Here is a 23,274-nt window from a genome sequence, read left to right as displayed (position 1 = left end):
GGACGACTCAAAACAAGGTCGATTGAGTGTGTTAGTGTACTACTAGTAAAACAGATTAAGAAATGATCGTCATTCGCACTTTTCCACTTGCGCTGACGCACATAAGACGTTTAAACTTCTGGACGTCTAAATAAAAGGTATTCGTATGTCAGAACTAGGAACGTCACCACAACCAGCTCGTGCTATTGCCTTGCTTCCTTTATTTGTTTTCCTCGCTTTGTTCTTAGGAACAGGTATTTATTTTCACAGCCAAGGCGTCGATATGGCGTTCTATCAACTTGCTAGTCCTGTCGCTATTTTACCGGCGATTATTCTTGCAGTATGGATGTCGAAAGAAGCGCTCAACCAGCGGATTCAAACCTTTGTAGAAGGTGTTGGGCATCCCAACATAGTTACCATGTGCATGATCTACCTACTAGCCGGAGCGTTCTCTACTGTAGCGAGCGCCACAGGTGGTGTAGACGCCATGGTTGCACTAGGTTTAAACATTATCCCACCAAGCTTTATTTTACCGGGCATCTTCCTTATCGCGGCGGTTGTTTCTACAGCTATGGGTACATCCATGGGAACGCTGGCTGCATTAGCACCGGTGGCATTAGGTTTGAGTAACGAAGCAAATATAGAACCAGCGTTAATGGCTGGTGTATTGGTGAGTGGTTCCATGTTCGGCGACAACCTTTCGTTTATCTCTGATACAACGATCGCGGCTACACGCACTCAGGGTTGTTCCATGAAGGACAAATTTAGAACGAACCTTCGTATTGCTGTTCCCGCTGCTGTACTCACCATTATCGGGCTATTGTTTATTGATACGGGTAATGCACCAATTGAAGCGCCTGATGCAAATCTATGGCTCGCTATTCCATATTTCGCCATTATTGTATTAGCAGTTACCGGCCTAAATGTTTTCGTAGTGCTAACTCTCGGTATTTTATTAGCAGCAGCTTTTGGCATGGTTGCGGTGAATTACCAATGGGTCGCCTTTAGCCAAGACATTTATACTGGCTTTACCAGCATGCAGGAAATATTTTTGCTGTCGTTGTTAATTGGTGGGCTTTCTGCACTTATTCGACAACAAGGTGGCTTGGCATTTTTAAGTCAAAATGTAGAACGCATCGCACAGAAACTCACGAAGAAAAAGTCACGTGCTGCATCCTTCGGTATTGCAGGACTCACCGCTGCCACTAACTTTTCCGTAGCGAATAATACGGTCACTATCTTAATCTCTGGTGAAGTAAGCAAACGCTTGGCCCAAGAAGGTAAGTTAGCGCCACGCCAAGCAGCAAGCTACCTCGATATCTTTGCATGTGTTGTACAAGGCGCCCTGCCTTATGGTGCACAAGCACTATTGATGGGGGCTAGTTTTGGTATTTCACCGCTGTCGGTAAGTATTCATACCTTCTACTGCTTTATTCTTGCAGTGGTAGCTGTGTCTTCGATGTTTCTTGTGAGCCCCATCAAAGTTGACGAGGACCCACAAGCAGAAGCAGCTTAGTTGGTGGAAGGAAGCTCCATAACGCCATCTATCTCGATTTGAGCGCCTTTAGGTAAGGCGCTCACTTCAATTGCAGCCCGCGCTGGGTATGGCTGCTCAAAATATTTAGCCATCACCTCATTAACAACCGCAAACTGACCTAAGTCGGTTAGGTAAATTTGAACTTTCACCATATCTTGAAGTTCGCCACCAGCAGCTTCACATACCGCGGACAAGTTCTTAAAAACTTGCTCTGCTTGGTCCTGAAAATCTTCACTAATCATGGTCATCGTTTCAGGTAGCAACGGAATTTGCCCTGAAAGGTAAACGGTAGTACCAATTTTTACCGCTTGTGAATATGTGCCGATAGCTTCTGGCGCTCGGTCTGTTTGAATAATAACTTTACCCATTTTGAATCCTTTTACTTACTTCTTTTACTTCCGTAACCGAGCCACGCGCTGCACATGCTGCATCTTACGGATTCTTCTCATTACGTCAGCTAAATGCTTACGATCACGAATCGTTAACCCTACATCGATATAATAGATGGTAGAGTCGACTTCTTCAGTTTTTAACCCTTGAATATTACAACCCGTTTCAGAAATAACCTGAGTTAACCGCGCCAATGCACCTTGGTGATTAACAATTTCTACGCGCAGTTCAGAAATAAACTGATTATCCGGCTTGTTGTCCCACTGCACTGGGAAATAGCGGCCCGGCTCATCTTCGTGTCCACGAACGTTTTTACATTCTCTGCGGTGAATAACTAATCCTTTACCCGGGCTAACATGAGCAATTATATCGTCGCCAGGTATGGGGCGGCAGCATTTAGCGAAGCTAAGTAGCAATCCATCGGCGCCTTTCACCGCTAAACTATGGCCTCGCTCTTCGCTATCTGACGCCGAGCGTAGACGTTGGTGATCGCCCACTAGACGACGTGCCACGGCAACACTCATTAAATTACCCAATCCAATTTCTTTGAGTAATTCGTCTTTGCTTTCCCGCTTCATTTCTTTCGCTACTCGAACGAATTCGGCTTCTTCTATGTCGTCGAACCTAAACGAACCTAGTGCAGCACGAAGTAAACGCTCTCCAAGAAGAAGCGCCTCGTTACTCTGCTGATTTTTCAAGAATTGACGAATTTTCAAACGTGCCTTGCCAGTCACCACAAAGTTCAACCAAGCGATGTTCGGACGTGAGCCAGTAGCTGTTCTAATTTCAACAGTTTGTCCGGTTTCTAATGGCTTACTTAATGAATAAGGCTTGTTATTTACCCGAGCTCCGATACACGTATTACCAATGTCAGTGTGGACTGCATAGGCGAAGTCTACCGCAGTAGCGCCCTGTGGAAGTTCAATGATTTTTCCGTCTGGTGTAAACAAATAAATTTCGTCAGGGAATAATTCTGACTTCACATTCTCAATAAATTCAAAAGAGTTACCCGCACTTTGCTGTAACTCTAATAAACTTTGCATCCACTTCTGGGCGCGAATTTGTGCCGTTGTACCGCTATCTTCCGCATCTTTATAGAGCCAATGTGCCGCTACACCACGGTCAGCCATCAACTCCATTTCTTCAGTTCGAATTTGAATTTCTACCGGAACCCCATGAGGGCCTTTCAACGAAGTATGTAACGACTGATAACCGTTCGACTTCGGAATTGCGATGTAATCTTTAAAGCGAGTTTCTATCGGTTTGTAAAGATTATGAACGGCACCTAACACGCGGTAGCAGGTATCAACAGAGTCCACCACGATTCTAAACGCGAAAATATCCATAACTTCTTTGAAGCGGAGTTCTTTGTGCAGCATTTTCCGGTAAATACTGTACAAATGCTTTTCACGACCTAATACCCGAGCTTGAATACCCGCTTCTTTCAAACGCACCTCAATTTCACTCAAGGTGCGTTCAAGCACTTCTTTGCGGTTGCCCCGTGCTCTTTTCACTTCACTTTCAAGCAAGCGGGCGCGCCATGGATACTGCCCTTTAAAACCCAGTGTTTCTAGCTCGATTTTAATATCGTGAATACCCAGCCTGTGCGCCAGCGGAGCATAAATTTCTAGCGTTTCTCTTGCAATTCTGCGGCGTTTATCAGGACGCAAATGCTCTATCGTGCGCATATTGTGGGTTCTGTCCGCAAGCTTAATCAGAATCACCCGAATATCTTGCACCATCGCCATAATCATTTTGCGATAGTTCTCAATTTGGGCTTCTTCAATGCTGTTGAACTGTAATTTATCGAGCTTAGACACACCCTCAACCAGCTCGGCTACTGTAGCACCGAACTCTTCGGCCAAATCTTCATGGGTTTTTTCTGTGTCTTCGATCACGTCATGAAGCAATGCCGCCATTAAGGTTTCGTGATCGAGTCGCATGTCGGCTAGCATAGAGGTTACGGCTACCGGGTGAGTAATATAAGGCTCGCCACTCGCACGTTTCTGAGGCTTATGCGCGTCGAATGCAACTAAAAATGCTTGCTCTACCTTAGCTACTTGCTCGGCGGGTAAATAAGCTTTGATTTGGTTTTTCAGGCCTTCAAATAAATACACACACAACTCTCAAAAATTCTTCAATTAAACAGAGAATAAGGCTTTCACGCAGAATTTCCAATCGGGAAATACGATAGGCATAAAAAAACGAGCACTCAGGTGCTCGTTTTCTAAAATCTTATTTCCAATTGCGATATCAGCCGAAGCCACCGCAACTGAAATTACAAAGCTATTATTGTTGCTCGCCAGCGTTTTCGCTGTGCTGTAACGCTGTCATTGCCGCTACTTCAGCTTCGTCTTGTGCGTACTGCGCCGCTTGCTCTTCTTCGTCTAAACGCGCTGCGTCTACCAAGCCTGCTTCAATTTCACGAAGCGCAATTACTGTAGGCTTTTCGTTCGAAGTTTCTACCATTGGCTGCTTGCCATAGTTTGCGATTTGACGTGCACGACGTGCAGCAACCAAAATCAAATCAAAACGGTTGCCAATCTTTTCTACTGCGTCTTCAACTGTTACACGTGCCATTTGTTTCTCCGCTTTACTCGAACTCTAAACTGCTAACTTATCCACAAGGGGGAGTGATTGTACTTTAAACGAGCTATTCAGCCAAGAGATCATGCAAAATTTCACGATATCTTATTTGCTGCTTCGAACGTCTGAGGCGTTGACTCAGGACTATATGCTCGAAATTTTGTACCGACTCGTCGAAATCTTGGTTAACCAAAATGTAACTAAACTCACCGTAGTGCGACATTTCTGTTTGTGCTTTAGCCATACGTTTGGCGATGGTTTCAGCACTGTCTTGGCCACGCTCTTGTAATCTGCGCTCTAATTCTTCCAAAGACGGAGGCAGGATAAAAATCGTATGTACTCCCGGATAGGCAGCCTTTACTTGTCGTGCGCCTTGCCAATCGATGTCTAAGAATACATCTACGCCCGTCTTCAAAACGTCTTCTATTACGGTTTTAGAGGTGCCGTAGTAATGGTCAAATACTTTGGCGTACTCATAAAACTCGCCTTGCTCCACTTGCTCAAGGAAAGTCTTTTCGTCTACAAAGTGATAGTGCACACCATCTATTTCACCGGGTCTTGGGCTTCTTGTAGTGGTACTCACGGAAACTTGCATACTGCCTTTAGGGTGTCTTGCCAACAATGCTTTAATAAGGCTCGACTTCCCGGCACCACTTGGTGCTGCAACTACAAACAAATTACCACTAACTGTCGACATAATGCGCTTCCAGACCCAATTTGAAGTGCTCTATAAAGTACTAGAATTCAGCGAAAAACGCCAATTTCGTTACATTTCTTTGCTGGCTGTCCACCCATGAATCGGATATATTCGAAGTATCGTTATTGATTTATAGAGGAAATAAGTATGAGTCTCACAGGATGGATAATTATTGCGGTTGTTGTGGTACTACTTCTCGTAGTTATTCGCATTTACAACCAGTTAGTTACACTAAAAAACCGCTTCCAAAATGCGTTCGCGCAAATCGAAGTGCAACTGAAGCGCCGCTACGACTTGATTCCTAACCTCGTAGAAACTGCAAAATCTTATTTAGCTCATGAAAGAGAAACGCTAGAAGCGGTTACCCAAGCCCGAAATCAAGCAAGTGCCGCATTAGACGCCGCGAAGCAACAACCAGGCGATGCAGGCAGTATGGCAAACCTTGCGGGAGCAGAGGGTGCTTTAGGAAGTGCTCTGGGCCGCTTAAACGTAGTTATGGAAGCTTATCCAGACTTGAAAGCGAACCAGAATATGATGCAGCTCAGTGAAGAACTTACCACCACTGAGAACAAAATTGCATTTTCACGCCAAGCGTTTAACGACTCAGTGATGACTTACAATACTTACCGTCAGTCTTTCCCAAATGTAGTGATTGCGGGCATGGTTGGTCACGGTACCGACGCATCTCTATTGGAGTTCGAAGACAGCGCGGAAATTCAAAAAGCGCCTGAAGTTAAATTTTAATCAATAGAGTTAGGTTCAAATGTCGTCTCAAATGAACTTTTTTGAACACCAAGACATAGCGCGTAGAAATACGCGCTTATTGGTTATTCTTTTTACCATTGCCGTTATCGCTGTAACTACCCTTACAGGCTTAGTTGTTGCCATCGCATTTGGTGGACTTTCAGCCCAAACACAAAGCAAAGCAGCACAAGGCTTTGTAATGCACTGGGACATTTTACTTGCCAGTAGTGGTGTCGTTATTTCTGCCATTGGCCTAGCTGTTGCATTCAAATGGATGATTTTACGCCCCGGCGGAAAAATAGTGGCTGAGAAGCTAGGCGGTCGTCGTTTAAGCCCAGACAGCACTGACCCACTAGAACGTAAAGTACTCAACGTAGTGGAAGAAATGGCCCTTGCCGCTAATATGCCAGTACCTCCGGTTTATTTGCTGGAACATGAACAAGGTATTAACGCGTTTGCCGCAGGCTATAGCCCGAAAGATGCAGTTATAGGATTAACCCGAGGCTGCGTGGAAAATCTTACGCGCTCGCAGTTGCAAGGCGTTGTTGCACACGAGATTGCCCACATTCTAAACGGCGATATGCGAATGAACATTCGCATTATGGCACTTCTAAACGGCATTCTATTTATCTCTCACGCCGGCTATCTCCTGCTTCGTACGGGTATGTTCGCAGGTAATCGCCGCGACAACGGCAAAAACCCATTACCCTTACTCGGCTTAGCACTATTGGTTATTGGTTCAATTGGTGTGCTTTTTGGCAATATTATTAAGGCCGCAGTAAGCCGCCAACGCGAATTCCTTGCCGACGCTTCTGCCGTGCAATTCACGCGTGAGCCCGAAGGTATAGGCGGTGCATTGCAACAAATCGGAGCCTTACAAAGTGGTAGCCGTGTTGAAAGCAAAAACGCTAGTGAAGCCTCGCACTTGTTTTTTGGGCAAGCCATCAGTAAGGCCATGTCTATTTTCGCAACGCACCCGCCATTGGAGCAGCGTATAAAGCGCGTTCTGCCGCAATGGGACGGTAAGTTTGAAGCGAACCCGCCCACCCAGAAGGGTAATGAGCCAAGTGAATCTGCGAAACAACAGGCACAAGGTAATTCAGCACAAGACAACTTAAACCGTACGTTAGGTATGCTCGCCATGCTGCCCGAGTCGTTGCGCCAAGAAGCTCGTAAACCTTCTCATGCACAGTCGTTCATTTACGCCTTGTTGCTAAGCGACGATGCAAGTAAACGCAGAATCCAAGTTGAGCACTTAGCGGCTGAGCGCGTTGGTTCGTCTGTTATCGAGCAAATGCAAAACGATTATGAGCAACTCGGGTCGGTTTCCACTACTGAGCGGTTGCCCCTTATCGAACTCACCATGCCAACGTTGAAAGGCTTAAGCAAAGAAGATAAGCAAACCATTTTAAAACATGCACGACAGCTTCCGGAAATCGGTGGTGCTGTTAGCTTGTATGAATGGTGTTTAAGCCAAATGGTGGTTCGTTATTTATCAGCAGACTTAAAGCCTAATCCGCACGTAGGCGGCGTAAAACAAAATGCAAAAGACGACTTAGCACTTACGCTGAGTGTTCTAGCGCAGTTTGGTCACAGTGACGCGAAAGAAACACAACATGCGTTTAATCAAGCCTGTGCAAGCTTTGGTGCGGAATTAGCACTTACGCCTGCCAACGCACTGAACTTCTCGCATTTAGACGAAGCGCTTACCCGTATAGATAAGTGGAGCGCTAAGAACAAAGAGCGATTAGTGAATGCGTGGATAGCGTGTATCGAAGCTGACAATGAAGTAACAGATGTGGAGTATAAGCTTATTTATACACTAGCAAACTGTATTAGTGAGCCACTTCCCGAGCTTAACTTGTCACCTGCAAAGTCTTAACGATTTCCTGAGCGATAAATTGAGGGTGTTGCTGCATAAAGCAATGCCCTCCTTCCACTGAAACAATCCTCGTTTGCGGCTTTACCTTCTTCCATTTGCGCATGGAGCGCCACAAAAATGGATACGTATCCTCACCTACGAAAATGTCTACCGGCGACTTAACTCGGGGAATTAACGACCATATTTTTAAGAAATAACTACTGAAAATTTCAGCTTCGCGGCTGGGTTTGCATTTCAAATGCCACTCGCCATTGTCCATTTGCTCCAACCCATGTTGTACAAAAGCCTCCATGGCCTCAGGCGTCCAGCCTTTATGCATACCTCTATTGTTTAACGCTTGTAGTGCATCTTGTTGAGAAGGCCAAGAGGCACGACGTCTGCCTGCGCGCTTCGCATGAGGATTTTTGTGGTAAACCTTCAGCCAAGAGAGCGTTTTCAAGAAAAGCACCATAGCCGGTGGCATCACAATAGGATCTAGCAACATTAAACGGGAGAACATATCGGGGTATTGAGCCTGAATAGCCGTGGTAAGTACGCCACCAAAGCTATGCCCCATACCAATCACCTCGGGCATTTCACCTTGTTGCTGAAAACGAGGTTTGTGTGCTCTCCAAACCTCAACAGCAAGCTCTGCACTTCGCTCCCAGCCCACAAAATATTCACCATGGTCGCTATCACCGTGTCCCTGCGCGTCGTGTAGGAAAATATCAAAGTGATGTTGTAATTCATGCCATAGCGGAGCGTAAATCAGTCCGCAATAACTATTGCCATGAATAAAGTGAAGTATGGGCAAACCTCGAGGCGTGGTGTGCTGACCTCGAAGTGTAAATCCTTCGCGGGTTCTCCATTCCCATGTTTGCCATTCAACTTGCGCGCGATCCGTCATACAATATGTACTTCCACTAAATATGATTAAGGTTGAGTTTACATGCCGGGCTGGATTGAAGGTACCGTAGTTGAGAAAAAGTTTTGGAATCCGCACCTGCTTACTTTGTCGTTAGAAGTTGAGCCTCTCGACTTCACTCCGGGACAATTCGTTCGAATAGCATTACCGGTTACCTCAGAACAAGAACGACCTGTATTCAGAGCTTACTCACTGGTCAACTCACCCAACTCAAATATCTTAGAATTCGTCATTGCGGTTGTGCCCGACGGTGAAGTTACGCCTCAATTAGCAGCCCTTGAAGTGGGCGCCCAGCTCATAGTAGCCCAGCCCGTCGGCGGCTTTTTCACCTTAAACGACGTACCACAAGCGAAAAGCCTATGGATGATGAGCACTGGCACTGGATTAGGACCTTATCTCAGTATGCTGAGTTCTGAAGCACCATGGCAAAACTTTGAAAAAGTAGTGCTCGTACATGCGGTAAGGACACAGCAAGACTTATGCTACGCCGAAAAAATCTCAGGTTGGAAGCAACAGTATCCAGAGCAATTTGTATTTCAACCGGTCGTAAGCAGAGAAGCAATATCAGGGGCGCTGCAAGGTAGAATTCCAGGGCTCATTGAAAGCGGTGCATTAGAGCAGCAAACTCAAGTTCAGCTCGACCAAAGCGCACAAATAATGCTGTGTGGTAATCCACACATGATTAAAGACACTCGAGAAACATTAGAACAGCGAGGGTTAACTCTAAACACTCGCCGTAAACCCGGTAATGTCACCATCGAACAATACTGGAAAGGGTAGTCAGACTACCCTTACATCCAACGTAACTGACAAGTTCTGGTCTGGGTAACAAAGGTTGCTCCAATGCGTTTTGCTTCAACTTCAGGAATATCGCTGAGATGATAAGTAATTGAAGCACTTTTAATCGTTAAAGTTCCTACGTTAAATAGCCTTTGTAGTGGACCTTGACGCCAAACAATAGACTGCATTTTCGCAAGGGGCATATAGCGCAATGTGGTACCAATAAGACCTCTACGGGTCACCAACCATTGCTCAGTAATATGCCAACTTCTGCGAAGCCAAAAGCCAATACTTAGGGCATACAACCCGATGAAAACCAATATAGAACTCCACCATGGCCAAAAGATTGCAGTCAGGCCCGAGATGAAAAATAGAAAACTAAAGGTCGCTACTGGGTGAAACCTATTCCACTCAGTGACTTGTGGTAAACGCAGGTCAGCTTCTACGCGCGCTCTATTTTCCGAAGTGAGTGAGGGAATGGTGAATCGTTCTTTCTTTTGACCGATACCACCGGCTTGCGCCAACTCTATATTAACCCTTCCTAAGGCTCTCGCCACCCAGCCTTGGCGCGCAGTTACACCTTGCAATTTTCGAGCGCTAAAACCTCTATTTAACGTGCTCAATAATCCGGCTTCATAATGATAACGCTGACCAGCTCTCGATAACCGATAGCCATAATACTTGTTCACCGCGAACAGAATTGAACCCAGCATCACCACAACGATGACCGCGACCGTTAAACCGATGGCAATAAGAATTGCGGTTGTACGGTCGGGAAACTGCCCAAAGAAAGCTTCGGCTTTTCCTTCAATCCAGTCGCGAATTGCGTCGTTGGAATTTAGGAATGCAACCAACAAACCCAAAACTATAAAAGGGTTTTGCATTAAGCCAATACGCCAAACATCCCTGTTGGTTAAAGCCAAGCTAAAGTCTGAAGACTTGTTTGACGAGCTGCCTGAATTCTCTGCATGATCAGAATTCGCAGTTTCGCTATCTGTTGAGCTTACCCGAGCCTGCAAAGACAAGGCTTGCTCTAACGTTAATCCTACTAGCTCAACCTCACTTCCTTTCGCACCTGCACTTTCTAAGCGAACCACCCGCAAATTGAACGGCCGCAAATACCAAGGAAATTGAATGTCTGCTTGTTGAATGCGCTCGTACTCTAAGTTGAGTTCGCTACGATTAAACACGCCCCGACGAACCGAGACTCGGGAGTCTGAAACCTGATAAGTAAACCGCAAGAACGTAAGTACTACCATAACCAAGAACAAAGCTAGCAGTACTAATAAAATAAGAGGCACATACTCCCTTACTGGTTTCACAAAAACCCAAATACTGACTAAGCCCGGTAACATTTGGTACCCGTGCTTCACTGTGTTCTTAATGCCGGAAAGAAAGAAGAAAATAAGTGACACTACCGGCAAACGGTGCCATTCGTTATTCATCTACTTGCTCTCCAACTTCTGAAATAACATCATCAGAAAGCTGCTCTGCACGAACACGCTCAACAATGGTGCGCTTTAAATTCTCGGCGTCGTCTTCAGGTAACCCCGGCAGGCTGAGGTCTGCTCCCTGACCACCGGCGGTATAAAGCATGAGCCGGCTAATACCCAGCCAACGCTCAATTGGGCCACGAGCGAGTTCTATGTGCTGTAGACGATTAAAAGTCACAGTCACTTCCTTATGCCATAGCGCGCCAACACGAAATCCGGTTTCATCATCTGCTACATAATACTGGGTAACGGCGTAACGGCGCGGCACCCAGAAAATAATGAGTACGAGCCACAATACAAGCAGAGCAGCTATTACCGCATGAGGAATCCAGTTTGGTAACGGAATAGGGGAAACTCTAACGGCTACCGCTACAGCGATAAATATAAAAAGCGTAATCGAGGTATGTATACGTAAATAGGTTTTATACGCTGGAGCAACCGCTTGATAGTCGCTCGACTGCGTGTTCAGTAGGGCTTCGTTCATATTATTCTTTTTATATCCTCAATTATGTTTTGGATCTTGCAAACTACTTGCGCTTTTCTAACCTTATTATTACATTGAACACATGACCATACGACAACACATTTATAGTGTAATCATTTGTTTCGCAGGCCTACTTTCTTGCGCCGTAAGTGCTCAAGAAGACCCAGCTAGCGCACAAAAAATAGACGCTATTACTTGGGCGATTAATAGCGCCCCGCCTTTTCATGTTTTGTCAGGCCCGCTCGTGAATCAGGGCATGTGCGACGAATTAACACACGCCTTTGAACGCGCACTTCCAAATACCGAATTTAGTACGGTTTTTATGCCTCAAGCGCGCATAGGTATAGAGTTTGAACGCAATGCAAACCTTTGCTTTCCCTGTATGATTTACAATCCAGGTCAACACGATCGCGTATATTTTACCGAACCCACGCATTGGTACCCGCCGCACGGTGTAATTACTACGCACGAACTTGCGGCTGAACTTACTGAACAGTTTGGCAACCCTATTGAGCTCAGCGCACTTTTAGAGAGCGAGCAGTACTATTTAGCTTATCCTCATGGCCGTAAATTTGGGGACTTGCAGCCCATTTTAGAATCTCACTCCAGTCAAAATAGTTATCGCATTGTACGCACCGGAGACAACGCACCTACCGCCATTTTAGCCATGATCAGGGCAAACCGTGTTCACTACACTATCGACTATCCGATCTTGGTTGAATACGACAAGCAAACCGCAGAGTCAGATATGGCTTTTATTCCCATTGCAGAAAATCAAAACTCAGTGGTCATAGGAGCCATCGGCTGCACGAAAAACGCATGGGGTGAACGCGCTGTGCAACACCTGAATAGAGGATTGCCCGCCATTCGGAATGACGAGCAATTTATGGCTAGGTTAGCTATGTATTACAACAATATTCCAGACTACTTTGAGCGTTACGAACAGCTTATTCGTCAACACCAGAGAGAAACTAGCCCTCAGACTTCGCCAGACCGATCAGATAATCAGCCAGAGCTCCCATCCCTGTAGTCTCTATACCTGCCGCACGCTCTGCGTCTTGGTTGTAATTGGTATTGGTATTTACGTCGTACACGTACAGGTCTCCCTGCTCGTCTTCAATAACTTCAATACCCGCCACGTCTATGCGCGCGTTGTGCATAAAGTCATGTAGCTTGGTGAGAATTAAATAGTTGTCGAACCGGTTGGTAATCGTGAATTTTGACGGTGTATTGCTCGTGCTATCCGAACCAGCACCCACAGGGCAAGCTTGATCGTCTATTGCACAAACATCAGCAGGACATAACTCGAATCCTTCCGAAGTGTCTACGTCCACCGCATAAACAAAATTCCGCCCCACAAATTCACAGCGCGTTATACGGTTATCTTTGGGTTTTATATATTCTTGCAGTAACCATAAACCGTCTAAAGGCTCAGCGTAGTCATCACTGCTTAGGTAGGTTTTTAGCCCTTCAATATCATCAAACTTCAAAACGCCAAGGCCCTTACCACCACGGTTAGGCTTTAAAATAAGAGGCCACTGCTGAAAGTCTTCAGCGGCAGTAATGACGCGAGACTTACCGCTGACAGCTCGAGTACGAGGTACTTTAACACCCGCTTCACGCAAGGCGGCGTATTGAGATATTTTACACACTTCAAGGTATAAAGCTTCTGTACCATTAACCACTTCCACCGGGTGCTCTTCAAGCCATGTTAATGCTGCCCGTGTTAGTTCTGGTGAGAAACGATGCCCTCGGGTATGCGAAGAAGCACTCATTCGATTGTAATAAACTGCGTCTTTTGGAACGCTATCGAGTGCAACTACCCCTTCATGAATAAACCATTCGCTAAAAGAGCAGCCTCGCTTTTCAAATTCCGCGTACAAAGGCTCTAACCATTCTTTATTCTCATGAATTACGATAATTTCTTTCATAAAACTCAACTCAAGGTTCTGTGAATACCTACGGCACCTGCGGCGTCGGGTAGCTTCTCAACTAAAAACTCAATTAAACTTCGCACTGCGGGTAACATACCCCTTCTAGACGGGTAAACCAAATGCATAATACCCGTGGGAAGTCGCCATTCAGGCAGCACGCGCTTTAAAACACCTTTTGCCTCTTCTTCTTGGCATAAATAGTTCGGTAAAGATACCACACCGAGTTTTTCACTCGCTGCGGCTTTGAGCATCCACATATCGTCGGTAATTAAACTTGCTTGGTAACGAACTACATATTTCTCTCCAGAGCTATGACTAAGTTGCCATTGATATCGACCAGAAGACTGATGCATGGATAAGCACGGCCATGTGACCAAGTCTGCGGGGTGACTGGGCCTTCCCATCGACATAATAAACTCTGGATGCGCAAACAACGACGACGGAGAAGCAATAATACGACGAGCAATAAGTGCTGAGTCTTCTATCGTAGGCCGAACACGAAGCGCAATATCGATATGATCTTCAATTAAGTTCACCGGCTGATTCGTGGTAATTAAATCTATGGAAACCTGTGGGTACATCGCCATAAATTCAGGTAATACTTGCACCAGCAAACTCTGGCTAATTGCGTAAGGACAACTCACCCGTATACGACCCGACGGCTTTTCTTTCGCCACTTGGGTGACAAGCTCAGCCGCATTGGCAGCGTCTGACAAAGATTTGCAGTGGATAAGCACCTCTCTGCCAATGTCAGTTAACTCAAGCTTGCGCGTTGTACGGTGAATAAGGCGAACACCTAAATGCTCTTCAAGTTGGGAAATACGGCGGCTTAATGTCGACTTCGGCATATTCAGGCTGCGTGCCGCTGCACTAATACTTCCGGCCTCAACGACCTGTGCAAACAAAGCAAAGTTAGTTAGGTCCTGCATAACAAAGGGCACTCTATTGTTCCATTTATGAAACAGTAAATTCCAAAAACACCATCTAGTCAAATATATGGAACAAATTAAAATACACCCATCGGAATTTCAAATTCATAAAGAGGTGATTAATATGAAAATCCTAAAAATCGATTCAGGACTATTTGTTGAACAGTCAGTTAGCCGTCAACTCACTGACAAGGTTGTAGCACAACTTAGCCGTACCAATTCTGATGCGGAAGTTATTACACGAGACGTAGTTGCAGAGCCTATCTCTCACCTAGACGCCAACATTCTAATGGCGGGTGGTGTTGAAGAAGCGGAGCGCACTGAACTTCAGAAACAAGAACTAGCGATGAGCGAAACACTGCTTGAAGAGATCTTTGCTGCAGACGTGCTCGTTATTGGTGCTCCTATGTATAACTTCACGGTTCCTTCACAGTTAAAAGCGTGGATTGACCGAATCGCTCAGGCAGGGAAAACCTTCCGCTACACCGAAAATGGTGCAGAAGGTCTGCTAAAAGGTAAGAAAGCGATTATCGCTTCTGCACGTGGCGGTATTTACTCTGAAGGTGCAGCAGCTGCTTTAGAACACCAAGAAAGCTACCTTACTGGCGTACTTAACTTTATTGGCATTACTGACGTCAGCATAGTTCGTGCTGAAGGCGTAGCGATTAGCGAAGACGCTAAACAAGCAGCCATCGGTAACGCAGAAGAAGACATTAAAGCGTTAAGCGCCGCTTAATCATAGCGCTTACCCTTAGCTGCCTCGCACCTTCCCCCCTTGCGAGGCAGCTTTTTTATTTTTCAAAAACAAAGCTTTATATTTTGAACAATACCCAATCTTTGCTACATTCAAGAATGTTTTAATGCAAGGATAGGCCTCCATGTCACCGCGACGCATTGCACTTCGTATCACATTGATTTACGTCACATTTGGCGTGCTCTGGATATTATTCTCAGACAGTATTGTCGCGTCATTTGTGAGTGATGTTGAGACTTTATCTAAAGTGCAAACCTACAAAGGCTGGTTCTACGTTTTACTCACTGGTGTTTTATTCTTTTTTCTTACCTATGGAAGTTTAAAGTATCAACAAACATTGAGTGAGCGCGACTCATTGACCGGGTTACTCAACCGCCATATGTTTCGTAACCACTTAGAACAATTAATAAAAAGACTTGGTGGGCAAAATGGCCACTGCACTCTGGTACTCATCAACCTCGACAATTTTAGACAGGTCAACAATACCGCTGGGCAGCAAATTGGCGACAACATTCTTCAACAAGTCGCTCAGTCTTTGAAAGAACAATTCTCCGATTCAGCGCTGCTCGGTCGCTTCGCGGGCGACGAGTTTGCTATTGCCATCTCCGAAGATCAAAAAATTGATGTTTTTGAAAGCCTACAAACTCTCCAGTCCAACTTAGAAAAGCTTACCGTTCCGGCTTCACCTGATTTAACTGTCTCTGCCCGCATAGGTATCGCTACATTTCCAGAAGATGGCTCTTCATTAAAGTCGCTAGTAACCGCAGCCACTCTTGCTCTAGAGGAAGCAAAGGTTTTAGGTGCCGGACAAATACGGGTGTATAGCCACCGTTATGGTGAAGAGGCGCAAAGCCGGCTAGAAATGCTTGCAGAGCTACGAACAGCAATAAGCGAGGAGAAGCTTTCGGTAGTCTATCAGCCTCAATTTAATCTAAGTTCACGAGAAATTACTGGCGTCGAGGTTTTGGTTCGCTGGCACCGCGAACGTAAAACAAGCGTGCGACCAGACGTCTTTATACCTCTTGCTGAGCAGTCTGGGCTTGTTCACCCCATTACTGATTTTGTCTGCAAACAAGCAATTCAAGAACTTAAGAAATATGACCTACTAGGGAAGGCAAAAGCTATTCCAAAGGTTTCTATCAATATTTCAGCGCGAGACTTCGACCATATAACCGGTGCGGACCGTTTTTTTGAACGCTTCTCTTATTTAGAAGGAGATTGGTCAACCATTCAGTTAGAAATTACTGAAACAGCGTTAATGGAAAATTTTGAGCAAGCTTTACCGTTGCTACACCAGATTCGCGACAAGGGTATTCGTATTTCTATCGACGACTTCGGTACGGGATATTCCTCGCTAAGTGTGCTCCGCAAGTTACCTGTGCGCGAACTGAAAATCGACCGCAGTTTCACCCAGGAAATCACCGAAAACGAGAATGATCTACAACTCGTCAAAGCTATTATTGCCATGGCTCGCTCGTTGAATATTAAAACTCTGGCTGAGGGAGTAGAAACAACAGAGCAAGCATTAAAGCTGAAAGAGTTAGAGTGTGAGGAAATACAAGGTTTCCTAATGTCGCCACCACTTAACATTGAGCAGCTTGTGGAGTTTATTGAGCGCCATCAGCCATAAACTGTAACTCAATATCTTTCACTAATTGAACTTGGTTAAAGTAAGACATTGGCGTTTCACTGTAAGTTAAACGGAACAGCTTGCGTTCTTCGATCGGAAGTCCTTGATACTCAGAAATCACCTGATACAGCCATATTTCACCATCCCAATCTAAACCCTGTTGCGCGAGATAGTCGAGTGCCCGAACAGGCTTTCCTTTTCCAGCAGCTAACACAGACAAATAGAACGACTCGACATCTTGCTTTAGTCGCTCTTGTTTCACCTGCAGAGCAGCGGTTTCGCCATGCGCTATTGCAGTAGGCTTCGTTCGCACTTCTTGCAGACGCTTTATCCGCGTGGGCCGCACAGGAGTTTCATTAACCAACTCTGCCATAGCTTCGGCGTCTGTGGCGCGGTCTATAGCAACTGAAACCGCAGGTACCAATGGTTTCGCTTGATTCAGTAGGTCAGGCAATGACGCTCGCCAGCTGTAGTCACCCGGTTCGAAGTCTGGATGTTGTCGCAAGTACGCTGCCATTCCCGCAACCAATAGCGAGCGTTCTTGCTGTGCACGAAAACGCGTAAGCAACTCGGTCATGCGCTCTTGCACGGCAAGCAAGCTCGCATGGTGCACACTTAGCTTTTGATTCAGGTACACCACCAATAACTTACGCAATTCACTGCTTGTTCCGGCAAGCGTAATCATTTCGTCAACACGCACGAGTTCCAAGCCTTCAAGTAAGCGATGTATTTGCTTGTGCGCAAGCTCGTTTTCCCGAATCTTGTCCGTCAAGCTAGCAACGAAACCAAAGTGTGAGTTTAAGCGTTGCCATAGGCTATCAATGGCTTCCTCAAATTGTCCGGTAAGGTCGTATACAGCCTCGGTAAGGAGCTGTAACTGTAAATCAGCGTAACTATAATTACCTTTGTGCTGAGCTTCCGTATAGCTTATTGCTGTCGCTTCAATACGGTCGAGTTCACCACTCACATCAGCGTGCGCTTGTCGCCTGCTTTCGTCGGCAATTAAGCCCGCGATCATATTGGCGATTTGCGGGCGCAGCTTTAGACCATAAGCATCGTCAGGTCGCCATAAAATTCGCGCTTGAATAAGCTTTTGTAAAACACGCTCACCTACGGCGGCTTCGTCGAACTCCCCCCGAATGTAGGCATCCATAAGTAGCTCGGCATGGTTACCTAACAATTTGAGGCGCTCGCCACCTAACTCCAGCATTTTTTGGTTTTGTAAGCCAGAGCTCACGACCATAGCTCCTCTTGCGTAGAACTTTCTTCCACCGGAAGGTTCTCTTCGTCTTTAATAAAGCGCACTAATTCAATTAAGTAGTCTACTTTTCCGGTAGCAATGTAATACTGGCGATCGGCATGAGGCTGAGTTAAATACCCATGTTCTTTCAGGCGCTTAAATACCGTTTTCGCTTGCGCATCCAGCTGCTCTGCCTGGGAGTTAAAGAACTTGTCAGCGGCAAGTTGACCAAATCGCTGTCGAAGCCCTTGGTGGTCTTCGGTTTTCTGCACAAACTCATGCAATTTGATCGTGTCACCCGGGGCGATGGTTCCGTCTTTACCTAACGACTCCTGAACAATTTGCATCCAGTCTAGCAATGGCAATAGTGCATGCATGGTGGTAGAAAACTGTTGCTTTAATTGCTCTCTAATTTCAGGTGTTAACTCATTCCAGGCCAAGAAATACACCGCACCATCTTCACTTTGCGCAACGCGTCGATTCAAAGGACGCAAGTATTCATCAATTACATTTCTCACGTCATCTTGTGCAAGCTTTTGGTGCATTTCTGGCGCAGTCACTTCACACACGAACTGTCCAGACAAGAGGTACTCCACTAAAGATCCATAAGGCATCATGCTTCTACCTCCTGTCTCGCTTGCTTAAGCTTTTGACTTAGTTTCGACACGCGGGGTTCAATACGTTTCAGGACACGCTTACTGCTGTCAGCACCGTCTACTTCAATTAAATAACGATGTTTGAATAACATGAGTACGTCGGACTCCGGATTAGGGAACGCACCCACAATATCAATTTTGTTTTTGTCGCAAGCAGCGAAAAGTCGTTCCACATTGTGGTACGCCAAGGTACCAATTTCGTCAATTGGCCAATGAATTCGTGTGTCGGCTTCGCCTTTCAGTAAGCGCGTGAATGCGAGTAAGTATTTGCACAAAATAAGGTACGCCATACCATGGCTAGACGACTCAAGTAATTGACGGTCGTTGCGAATAACGAGGTCTGTGCCACCCTCTCGCAAATGCAGCTCAATGCGAAGTAAAGACTCTAATGCATACTCCTGATCTGCGCGCAGCATTTCCGCTACCTCTGCCAGGCTGTCCATATAAGCTTGGCTCGGTAAACTTTGTCCCGAATCACGCCAAGCCTGAATATGTTTCGCACATCGTTTCAATGGCTCCCAGAATCCAAGCTCATCTATAGTCGACGAAATTCGTACTTCCGACTTCTCAACTTCATCAAGCTCTAAGTCGTCTCTCACCGCCTGGCTTAGTCTACGACTGAACTGCTCAACACGGTGGTTAATGTCTTCAAAAATAGCGAAGAAGTTCAGTAGAGCATTACCAATAGTACGACCTTGCTCGACCACTTGTGTTTGTTGGTCGCGAAGTAGTGTTAACAAGCCACCTAACACGCCATACACATCATGGCCTACGAGAGAGTCTTCCAGCCCACCAAGCTGCTGCTCGATGGTATCTAAAAAGTCTGGTGTTGCGTCTTTACGAAGCGCACTCTCAAACTGTTCTAACCGCGCTTTAAGCTGTCTTTCCACTCTGTCGCGGGTAGCTAAACCTTCTGAGCAACGGTGTACACGCTCTTCAACACTTAACTGGTCATATTTCGTTTTATTAGGATGCTCTGCCACAGGTAAGTTATGGAGCTGCGACATGAATGGCGTAACAGAGTTAAGAAGGTTTTCTGCATCTTTCTTAGTTTGCTTGCTCTCTTGTAACCGCTGTTGAATTTGCAGCAAGCTGTCTTTACTGCTTGCTACAACCTTCTCTAACTCTCTTTTATTTGCTCGTAAAGACTGCTGCAACTCACGCTCTCGGTTCAACATTTCAGGGCGAGTTTTCTCGTAATCTTCAGCCATAAACAATTGAAAAGCTCTTAAAACGTCGTGCTTTCCTTCCAACTGCCTAATTTTCTGCTGCAATGCTTCTTTTTCTTCTTTGAGCTTTGCCAGCTTTTTCTTGTCGATACCTTGTTGCGCCAGCTCGTCACCAAAGTCGACTTCTAATGCCTTAACTTTCGCTTCAACGTCACTGCGCTTCTCGTCAATTTGCGTTTCTAGCTGCTGCCGCTTGTCATCGTACTCAGCAAGCTTCTCTTGTGCGTCTGCAGTTAACTCTAGTAGCTGGGCTTCCAAGCCATGACGTCTTTCTGCCAACTCTTCATCTTTTGCACTGCGAAGCTCTACCAGCTGCTTCTCGAGCTTTTGCAGCTCACTCGCCGCCGACTTGTTTCTTTGTTTCGCGTTCAGCTCTAATTCTTGCACAAGCCGTTGTTTACTCTCACGCGCGTAATTCCGTTCTTGCTCAAGTTTCTTCACCTGATGTTTAGCGGTAGTTTGCGCTTCCTGCTTTTCCTTATACTTTGCATGAGTACTCGCCAGCTCTGCTTCTGCTTCCTTTACCTGCTTTTCGGCTTGCTCACGCTGCTCTTGCGCATGCTCCAGCTGCTTACCAAGCTCGGCTTCAGCTTGCGCAAATGGCTGCGCATCGACACTGTCTAAATTCAGTTCAATATCAAGGATCTGGTTCGCGGCTTTCTTGGCTAATTTCGGCTGTAGATCTGTCCGTGCTAGTAGGTTTTCTGCGAGAACCTTACCTACGCCTTGGTGCCAATCCTTAACTTCGTTGTTCAGAAAAAACCTCAAGCTACGCTCGTCAGGATTCGCTTGTGCCTGCAATGCACTCTCATGTTGCTGCGCTGAATTGAATGTTTTACGAGCATTTGCCAACGCGGCGTCTGCGTTACTTTGCTGCTCACTCAGTCTTTGTAATGCCCGTTCATGGTCGCTCAATACCTCGCGGGCACTATCGAGATCATTTTGAATCGTTTCAATACGAGCTTCATATTCTGCTATTTGTAACTGCTCATCGGCACTTAAATTCGCCGCTTCAGAAGTGACCTTCAAACGCAATAAGCGCTCATTCAGCGCTTCAATTTCAGACTGCAGCTGACCTTGCAGCTCTTGCTGTTCTCGCTCAAATTTCTGCTTAATATTCGACTGCTCAGACTCAAGTTTGCGCTTCTCTTCACGTTGCTGCTCATCTACACCCCGAATTTGCGTCTGATTCCTCTTCACCAGTCGGTCCAGTGACTCTCTTAGCTTGAGTTTTTGCTGATCTAACGCTTGTTGCTGACTCGCATGAGCATCAACTAACAGTTGGTAGCTTTCTTGGGTTTCTTCTAAAGATTCACGAAGGTCGGGTAACGACTCATAATCTCGAGCAATGGCACTCATGTCTTGCTCAACAAAATCGTCGTATTGACGTTGATTACGATCAAGCCATCGCTCTGTTTCTTCAAGCTTGAGCTCATCGGTCGTTATTTTCTGGCTGAGTTCCGACTTTTTCTCGTCAAAATTATCTCTAAAGCTTTCACGCTCTTTTTCTAACCCAGACACAAGCGCTTCGGCTTCAGCAATCTGTGTTTTTAAGTCGTTCGCATCATCTTCTAATAAGGGTTTCAGTTGCCATAGTTCCGACAAGTTGTCTTGCGACTCGGTCACCAAGTCACCCATAGCTTGATATTGCTTTTCTAAGCTGGAAAGGCCTTTAAACAACCGCATTTGCTGTAGCCACTGACGAATTTTAGTGGCCTTTATAGCTTGGGTCGGTTGGTGATTCCCTTCTTCTTCTAAAATGGTTGCTAACATGGTGCGAAGGGTGTCCATTTTCCCTTCCTTCGCATGAACAGCACTCACCAATTTCTCAATATGGCGTAACTTCTGAGGGCTTTTGCACAGGGCAAACCTAGCTGCCGTTTGGCGCATTTTCAAGTTGTCACGACTTTGCCCTCGCATCATCGTAAAGTCATTCTGAATAATGGCTTTATATTCGCTAGTTGCCGTTATTTTGGACGTCGCTTTGCAATCTTGTTCCTGTAATCGAGCAAGCCAATCACTTTGACTCACGCCAACCGCGCCCTTCTTGCTTTCACTCAATAATTGTTCAGGACTGTATGGCGCAGGAACAAAGCGATACTCAACACCGCCGTCATTCTTACGAGTTAAAACCACCTGACACATATTGCCATGGCCATTTTCATACTCGTAAACCAAATAACTGTTGTCGAATGGAAGATAAAATTCATCGAACTTCTTGCGGGTTTTGGGCACCACTCGGTTTGGCTGTTCACCATAAAATACCGGGATAAGACGCTGCAAAGTGGTTTTACCCGAAGCATTGGTACCACATATATTGGCATGACCGTCTAGGTTAAGCTCTACCACGCCTGGTAAATGCGTATGAATGAGAATAATGCGTTTTAACTGAGCCATGCCAATACGTTCCTAGTTGTTTTCAAGTTACTACGGCTGCTTGTTGTCGTTCATTACAGCGCAAAAGCACGAATCGAACCGTCGCGGCCACGCAGAATAAGCGCGCCAACACTGTCTATTTCAATACCAATTACACGTTCAAGTTGTTGCATGTAAAGCTGTTCAATGCGACCAACTTCGGTCATACAAGCTCTTCGTGTCATGCCTAACTGGCCAAGTTCTAACCCCTCTCCAGAGAAGCGATACTCACCAAAGAAACGGTTACAACCTGTTTGCCCAACCACGCGACCATCGGGGAGGAATGAAATCGTAGCAATCACGCTACCTGTGCTATTGCCATTGATTTCACTTACATGCCATTCCACACCCTGAAGCATGCGCTGCGTGTCGCCACCACAACCTTTTACCGACTGCTGGCCAATGGTTCCTTCTACTTCGTATGGGAAGGGCAAACCAGTCATCGAGTCATGGCAGACACGACGCGTAATATTTAACGCTAAAGAGCCGTCGGCCGTGTTCGAGGTTAAGACATGCTGAGAGCGAAAAGGCTGCTCAAGTTGAATTCTGCTCACAGACTGAGTACTTGGTGTTTGATACTCTAGCGAGCCTTGTGCAAAACGAATACTCCAAAAAGGCTCATTGCCACGCGCTTCAAAGTTAGGCGGTAGCTTCCCCTGAACATAACATGTCGGTAATGCCTGACCTTCAAGCGTCAGCGTTGCTTCATCACCTTTATTCCAAAACTCTGTTGTACCGTCTTGCGAACGGTAAAGTGCACCTGAAGCAGACTCTACACTTGCCAGAGAAATAACTTGGTCACGAACGAATAACTCCATAGACGAGCGACCTGCCGTAGAAGACACCGGAAGCCTTGCACAAAACCAATCTTGTGTTTGTGTATTACTTGGCACCGCAGGTGGGCGCTCAATAGACTGAGCAGAACTTTGTTCTGTGGTCGTTTGGCAAGCACTCATAAGTACGGCAAGTGCCGCTGCGCTTAGCATTTTCAAGCTTATCTGCTTCATTGTT

The 23,274-nt window shown here is 45.9% G+C and carries 20 protein-coding genes; 7 read left to right on the top strand and 13 right to left on the bottom strand.

What is annotated here, in order from left to right; all coding sequences use genetic code 11:
* Positions 1-145: 145 nt before the first annotated feature.
* The gene (locus EYQ95_RS10465) at positions 146-1,495 is read left to right on the top strand and encodes a Na+/H+ antiporter NhaC family protein (protein WP_111915794.1); all 1,350 of its coding nucleotides are present in this window, start codon (positions 146-148) and stop codon (positions 1,493-1,495) included.
* Here the strand turns inward: EYQ95_RS10465 and EYQ95_RS10460 are convergent.
* The 4 genes from EYQ95_RS10460 to gmk all read right to left on the bottom strand — a co-directional run bounded on the left by EYQ95_RS10460 (position 1,492) and on the right by gmk (position 5,189).
* Entirely contained in the window at positions 1,492-1,884 is a 393-nt protein-coding gene (locus tag EYQ95_RS10460) for a RidA family protein (RefSeq protein WP_111915795.1), read from the bottom strand. The genes EYQ95_RS10465 and EYQ95_RS10460 overlap by 4 nt on opposite strands.
* Positions 1,885-1,908: 24 nt before the next feature.
* A complete protein-coding gene (gene spoT, locus EYQ95_RS10455; protein ID WP_111915796.1) occupies positions 1,909-4,023 on the bottom strand; it encodes a bifunctional GTP diphosphokinase/guanosine-3',5'-bis pyrophosphate 3'-pyrophosphohydrolase in 2,115 nt (704 codons plus the stop codon).
* A 172-nt stretch (positions 4,024-4,195) separates the two neighbouring features.
* On the bottom strand, positions 4,196-4,486 hold the full coding sequence (rpoZ, locus tag EYQ95_RS10450) for a DNA-directed RNA polymerase subunit omega (RefSeq protein WP_111915797.1): 291 nt from the start codon (positions 4,484-4,486) through the stop codon (positions 4,196-4,198).
* A 73-nt stretch (positions 4,487-4,559) separates the two neighbouring features.
* Complete coding sequence (gmk, locus tag EYQ95_RS10445) at positions 4,560-5,189, bottom strand: guanylate kinase (protein ID WP_111915798.1); 630 nt, start codon at positions 5,187-5,189, stop codon at positions 4,560-4,562.
* Positions 5,190-5,336: 147 nt separating this feature from the next.
* Between gmk and EYQ95_RS10440 the strand changes: the two genes are divergently transcribed.
* Positions 5,337-5,933, top strand: coding sequence for a LemA family protein (locus EYQ95_RS10440; RefSeq protein WP_111915799.1), 597 nt, complete (start codon positions 5,337-5,339; stop codon positions 5,931-5,933).
* A 31-nt stretch (positions 5,934-5,964) separates the two neighbouring features.
* On the top strand, positions 5,965-7,815 hold the full coding sequence (locus tag EYQ95_RS10435) for a M48 family metallopeptidase (RefSeq protein WP_207916350.1): 1,851 nt from the start codon (positions 5,965-5,967) through the stop codon (positions 7,813-7,815).
* Here the strand turns inward: EYQ95_RS10435 and EYQ95_RS10430 are convergent.
* Positions 7,790-8,701 (bottom strand): alpha/beta fold hydrolase, encoded by a 912-nt coding sequence (locus EYQ95_RS10430; protein ID WP_111915801.1) that lies wholly within the window; start codon positions 8,699-8,701, stop codon positions 7,790-7,792. The genes EYQ95_RS10435 and EYQ95_RS10430 overlap by 26 nt on opposite strands.
* A gap of 42 nt (positions 8,702-8,743) precedes the next feature.
* Here EYQ95_RS10430 and EYQ95_RS10425 point away from each other — a divergent pair, with 42 nt between their 5' ends.
* The gene (locus EYQ95_RS10425; protein WP_111915802.1) at positions 8,744-9,499 is read left to right on the top strand and encodes a ferredoxin--NADP reductase; all 756 of its coding nucleotides are present in this window, start codon (positions 8,744-8,746) and stop codon (positions 9,497-9,499) included.
* A gap of 11 nt (positions 9,500-9,510) precedes the next feature.
* Here EYQ95_RS10425 and EYQ95_RS10420 read toward each other — a convergent pair whose 3' ends face one another.
* Positions 9,511-10,944: a PH domain-containing protein gene (locus tag EYQ95_RS10420; RefSeq protein WP_111915803.1), complete on the bottom strand. Its 1,434-nt coding sequence runs from the start codon at positions 10,942-10,944 to the stop codon at positions 9,511-9,513.
* Positions 10,937-11,476 carry a PH domain-containing protein gene (locus tag EYQ95_RS10415; RefSeq protein WP_111915804.1) on the bottom strand — a complete coding sequence of 180 codons (540 nt, stop codon included), beginning with the start codon at positions 11,474-11,476 and terminating at the stop codon, positions 10,937-10,939. Before EYQ95_RS10415 ends, EYQ95_RS10420 begins: the two co-directional genes overlap by 8 nt.
* A gap of 244 nt (positions 11,477-11,720) precedes the next feature.
* On the opposite strand from EYQ95_RS10415, the gene EYQ95_RS10410 reads away from it, so the two are divergent.
* The gene (locus EYQ95_RS10410) at positions 11,721-12,506 is read left to right on the top strand and encodes a hypothetical protein (RefSeq protein ID WP_165924709.1); all 786 of its coding nucleotides are present in this window, start codon (positions 11,721-11,723) and stop codon (positions 12,504-12,506) included.
* On the opposite strand, the gene EYQ95_RS10405 is transcribed toward EYQ95_RS10410, so the two are convergent.
* Together EYQ95_RS10405 and EYQ95_RS10400 are read right to left on the bottom strand one after the other, a co-directional pair.
* Positions 12,448-13,407 carry a RimK family alpha-L-glutamate ligase gene (locus EYQ95_RS10405; RefSeq protein ID WP_111915806.1) on the bottom strand — a complete coding sequence of 320 codons (960 nt, stop codon included), beginning with the start codon at positions 13,405-13,407 and terminating at the stop codon, positions 12,448-12,450. The genes EYQ95_RS10410 and EYQ95_RS10405 overlap by 59 nt on opposite strands.
* A 5-nt stretch (positions 13,408-13,412) precedes the next feature.
* Entirely contained in the window at positions 13,413-14,339 is a 927-nt protein-coding gene (locus EYQ95_RS10400; protein WP_111915992.1) for a LysR family transcriptional regulator, read from the bottom strand.
* 67 nt (positions 14,340-14,406) lie between these two features.
* On the opposite strand from EYQ95_RS10400, the gene EYQ95_RS10395 reads away from it, so the two are divergent.
* Positions 14,407-15,075, top strand: a complete 669-nt coding sequence (locus EYQ95_RS10395) for an FMN-dependent NADH-azoreductase (RefSeq protein WP_243699896.1) — start codon at positions 14,407-14,409, stop codon at positions 15,073-15,075.
* 142 nt (positions 15,076-15,217) lie between these two features.
* A complete protein-coding gene (locus EYQ95_RS10390) occupies positions 15,218-16,723 on the top strand; it encodes a bifunctional diguanylate cyclase/phosphodiesterase (protein ID WP_111915808.1) in 1,506 nt (501 codons plus the stop codon).
* Here EYQ95_RS10390 and EYQ95_RS10385 read toward each other — a convergent pair.
* The 4 genes from EYQ95_RS10385 to EYQ95_RS10370 are packed head-to-tail and all read right to left on the bottom strand — an operon-like array spanning position 16,701 to position 23,270.
* Positions 16,701-17,960, bottom strand: coding sequence for a hypothetical protein (locus EYQ95_RS10385; protein WP_207916347.1), 1,260 nt, complete (start codon positions 17,958-17,960; stop codon positions 16,701-16,703). The genes EYQ95_RS10390 and EYQ95_RS10385 overlap by 23 nt on opposite strands.
* Positions 17,957-18,580, bottom strand: a complete 624-nt coding sequence (locus EYQ95_RS10380; protein WP_111915810.1) for a hypothetical protein — start codon at positions 18,578-18,580, stop codon at positions 17,957-17,959. The genes EYQ95_RS10385 and EYQ95_RS10380 overlap by 4 nt, the downstream gene beginning before the upstream one ends.
* On the bottom strand, positions 18,577-22,245 hold the full coding sequence (locus EYQ95_RS10375) for an ATP-binding protein (RefSeq protein WP_111915811.1): 3,669 nt from the start codon (positions 22,243-22,245) through the stop codon (positions 18,577-18,579). Before EYQ95_RS10375 ends, EYQ95_RS10380 begins: the two co-directional genes overlap by 4 nt.
* 53 nt (positions 22,246-22,298) lie before the next feature.
* Positions 22,299-23,270: an META domain-containing protein gene (locus tag EYQ95_RS10370; protein WP_111915812.1), complete on the bottom strand. Its 972-nt coding sequence runs from the start codon at positions 23,268-23,270 to the stop codon at positions 22,299-22,301.
* Positions 23,271-23,274: the final 4 nt, after the last annotated feature.

Source organism: Lysobacter sp. N42 (assembly GCF_004344885.1).
Note: the sequence above shows the minus strand (reverse complement) of the source record. Positions and strands in the feature narration are given on the sequence as shown.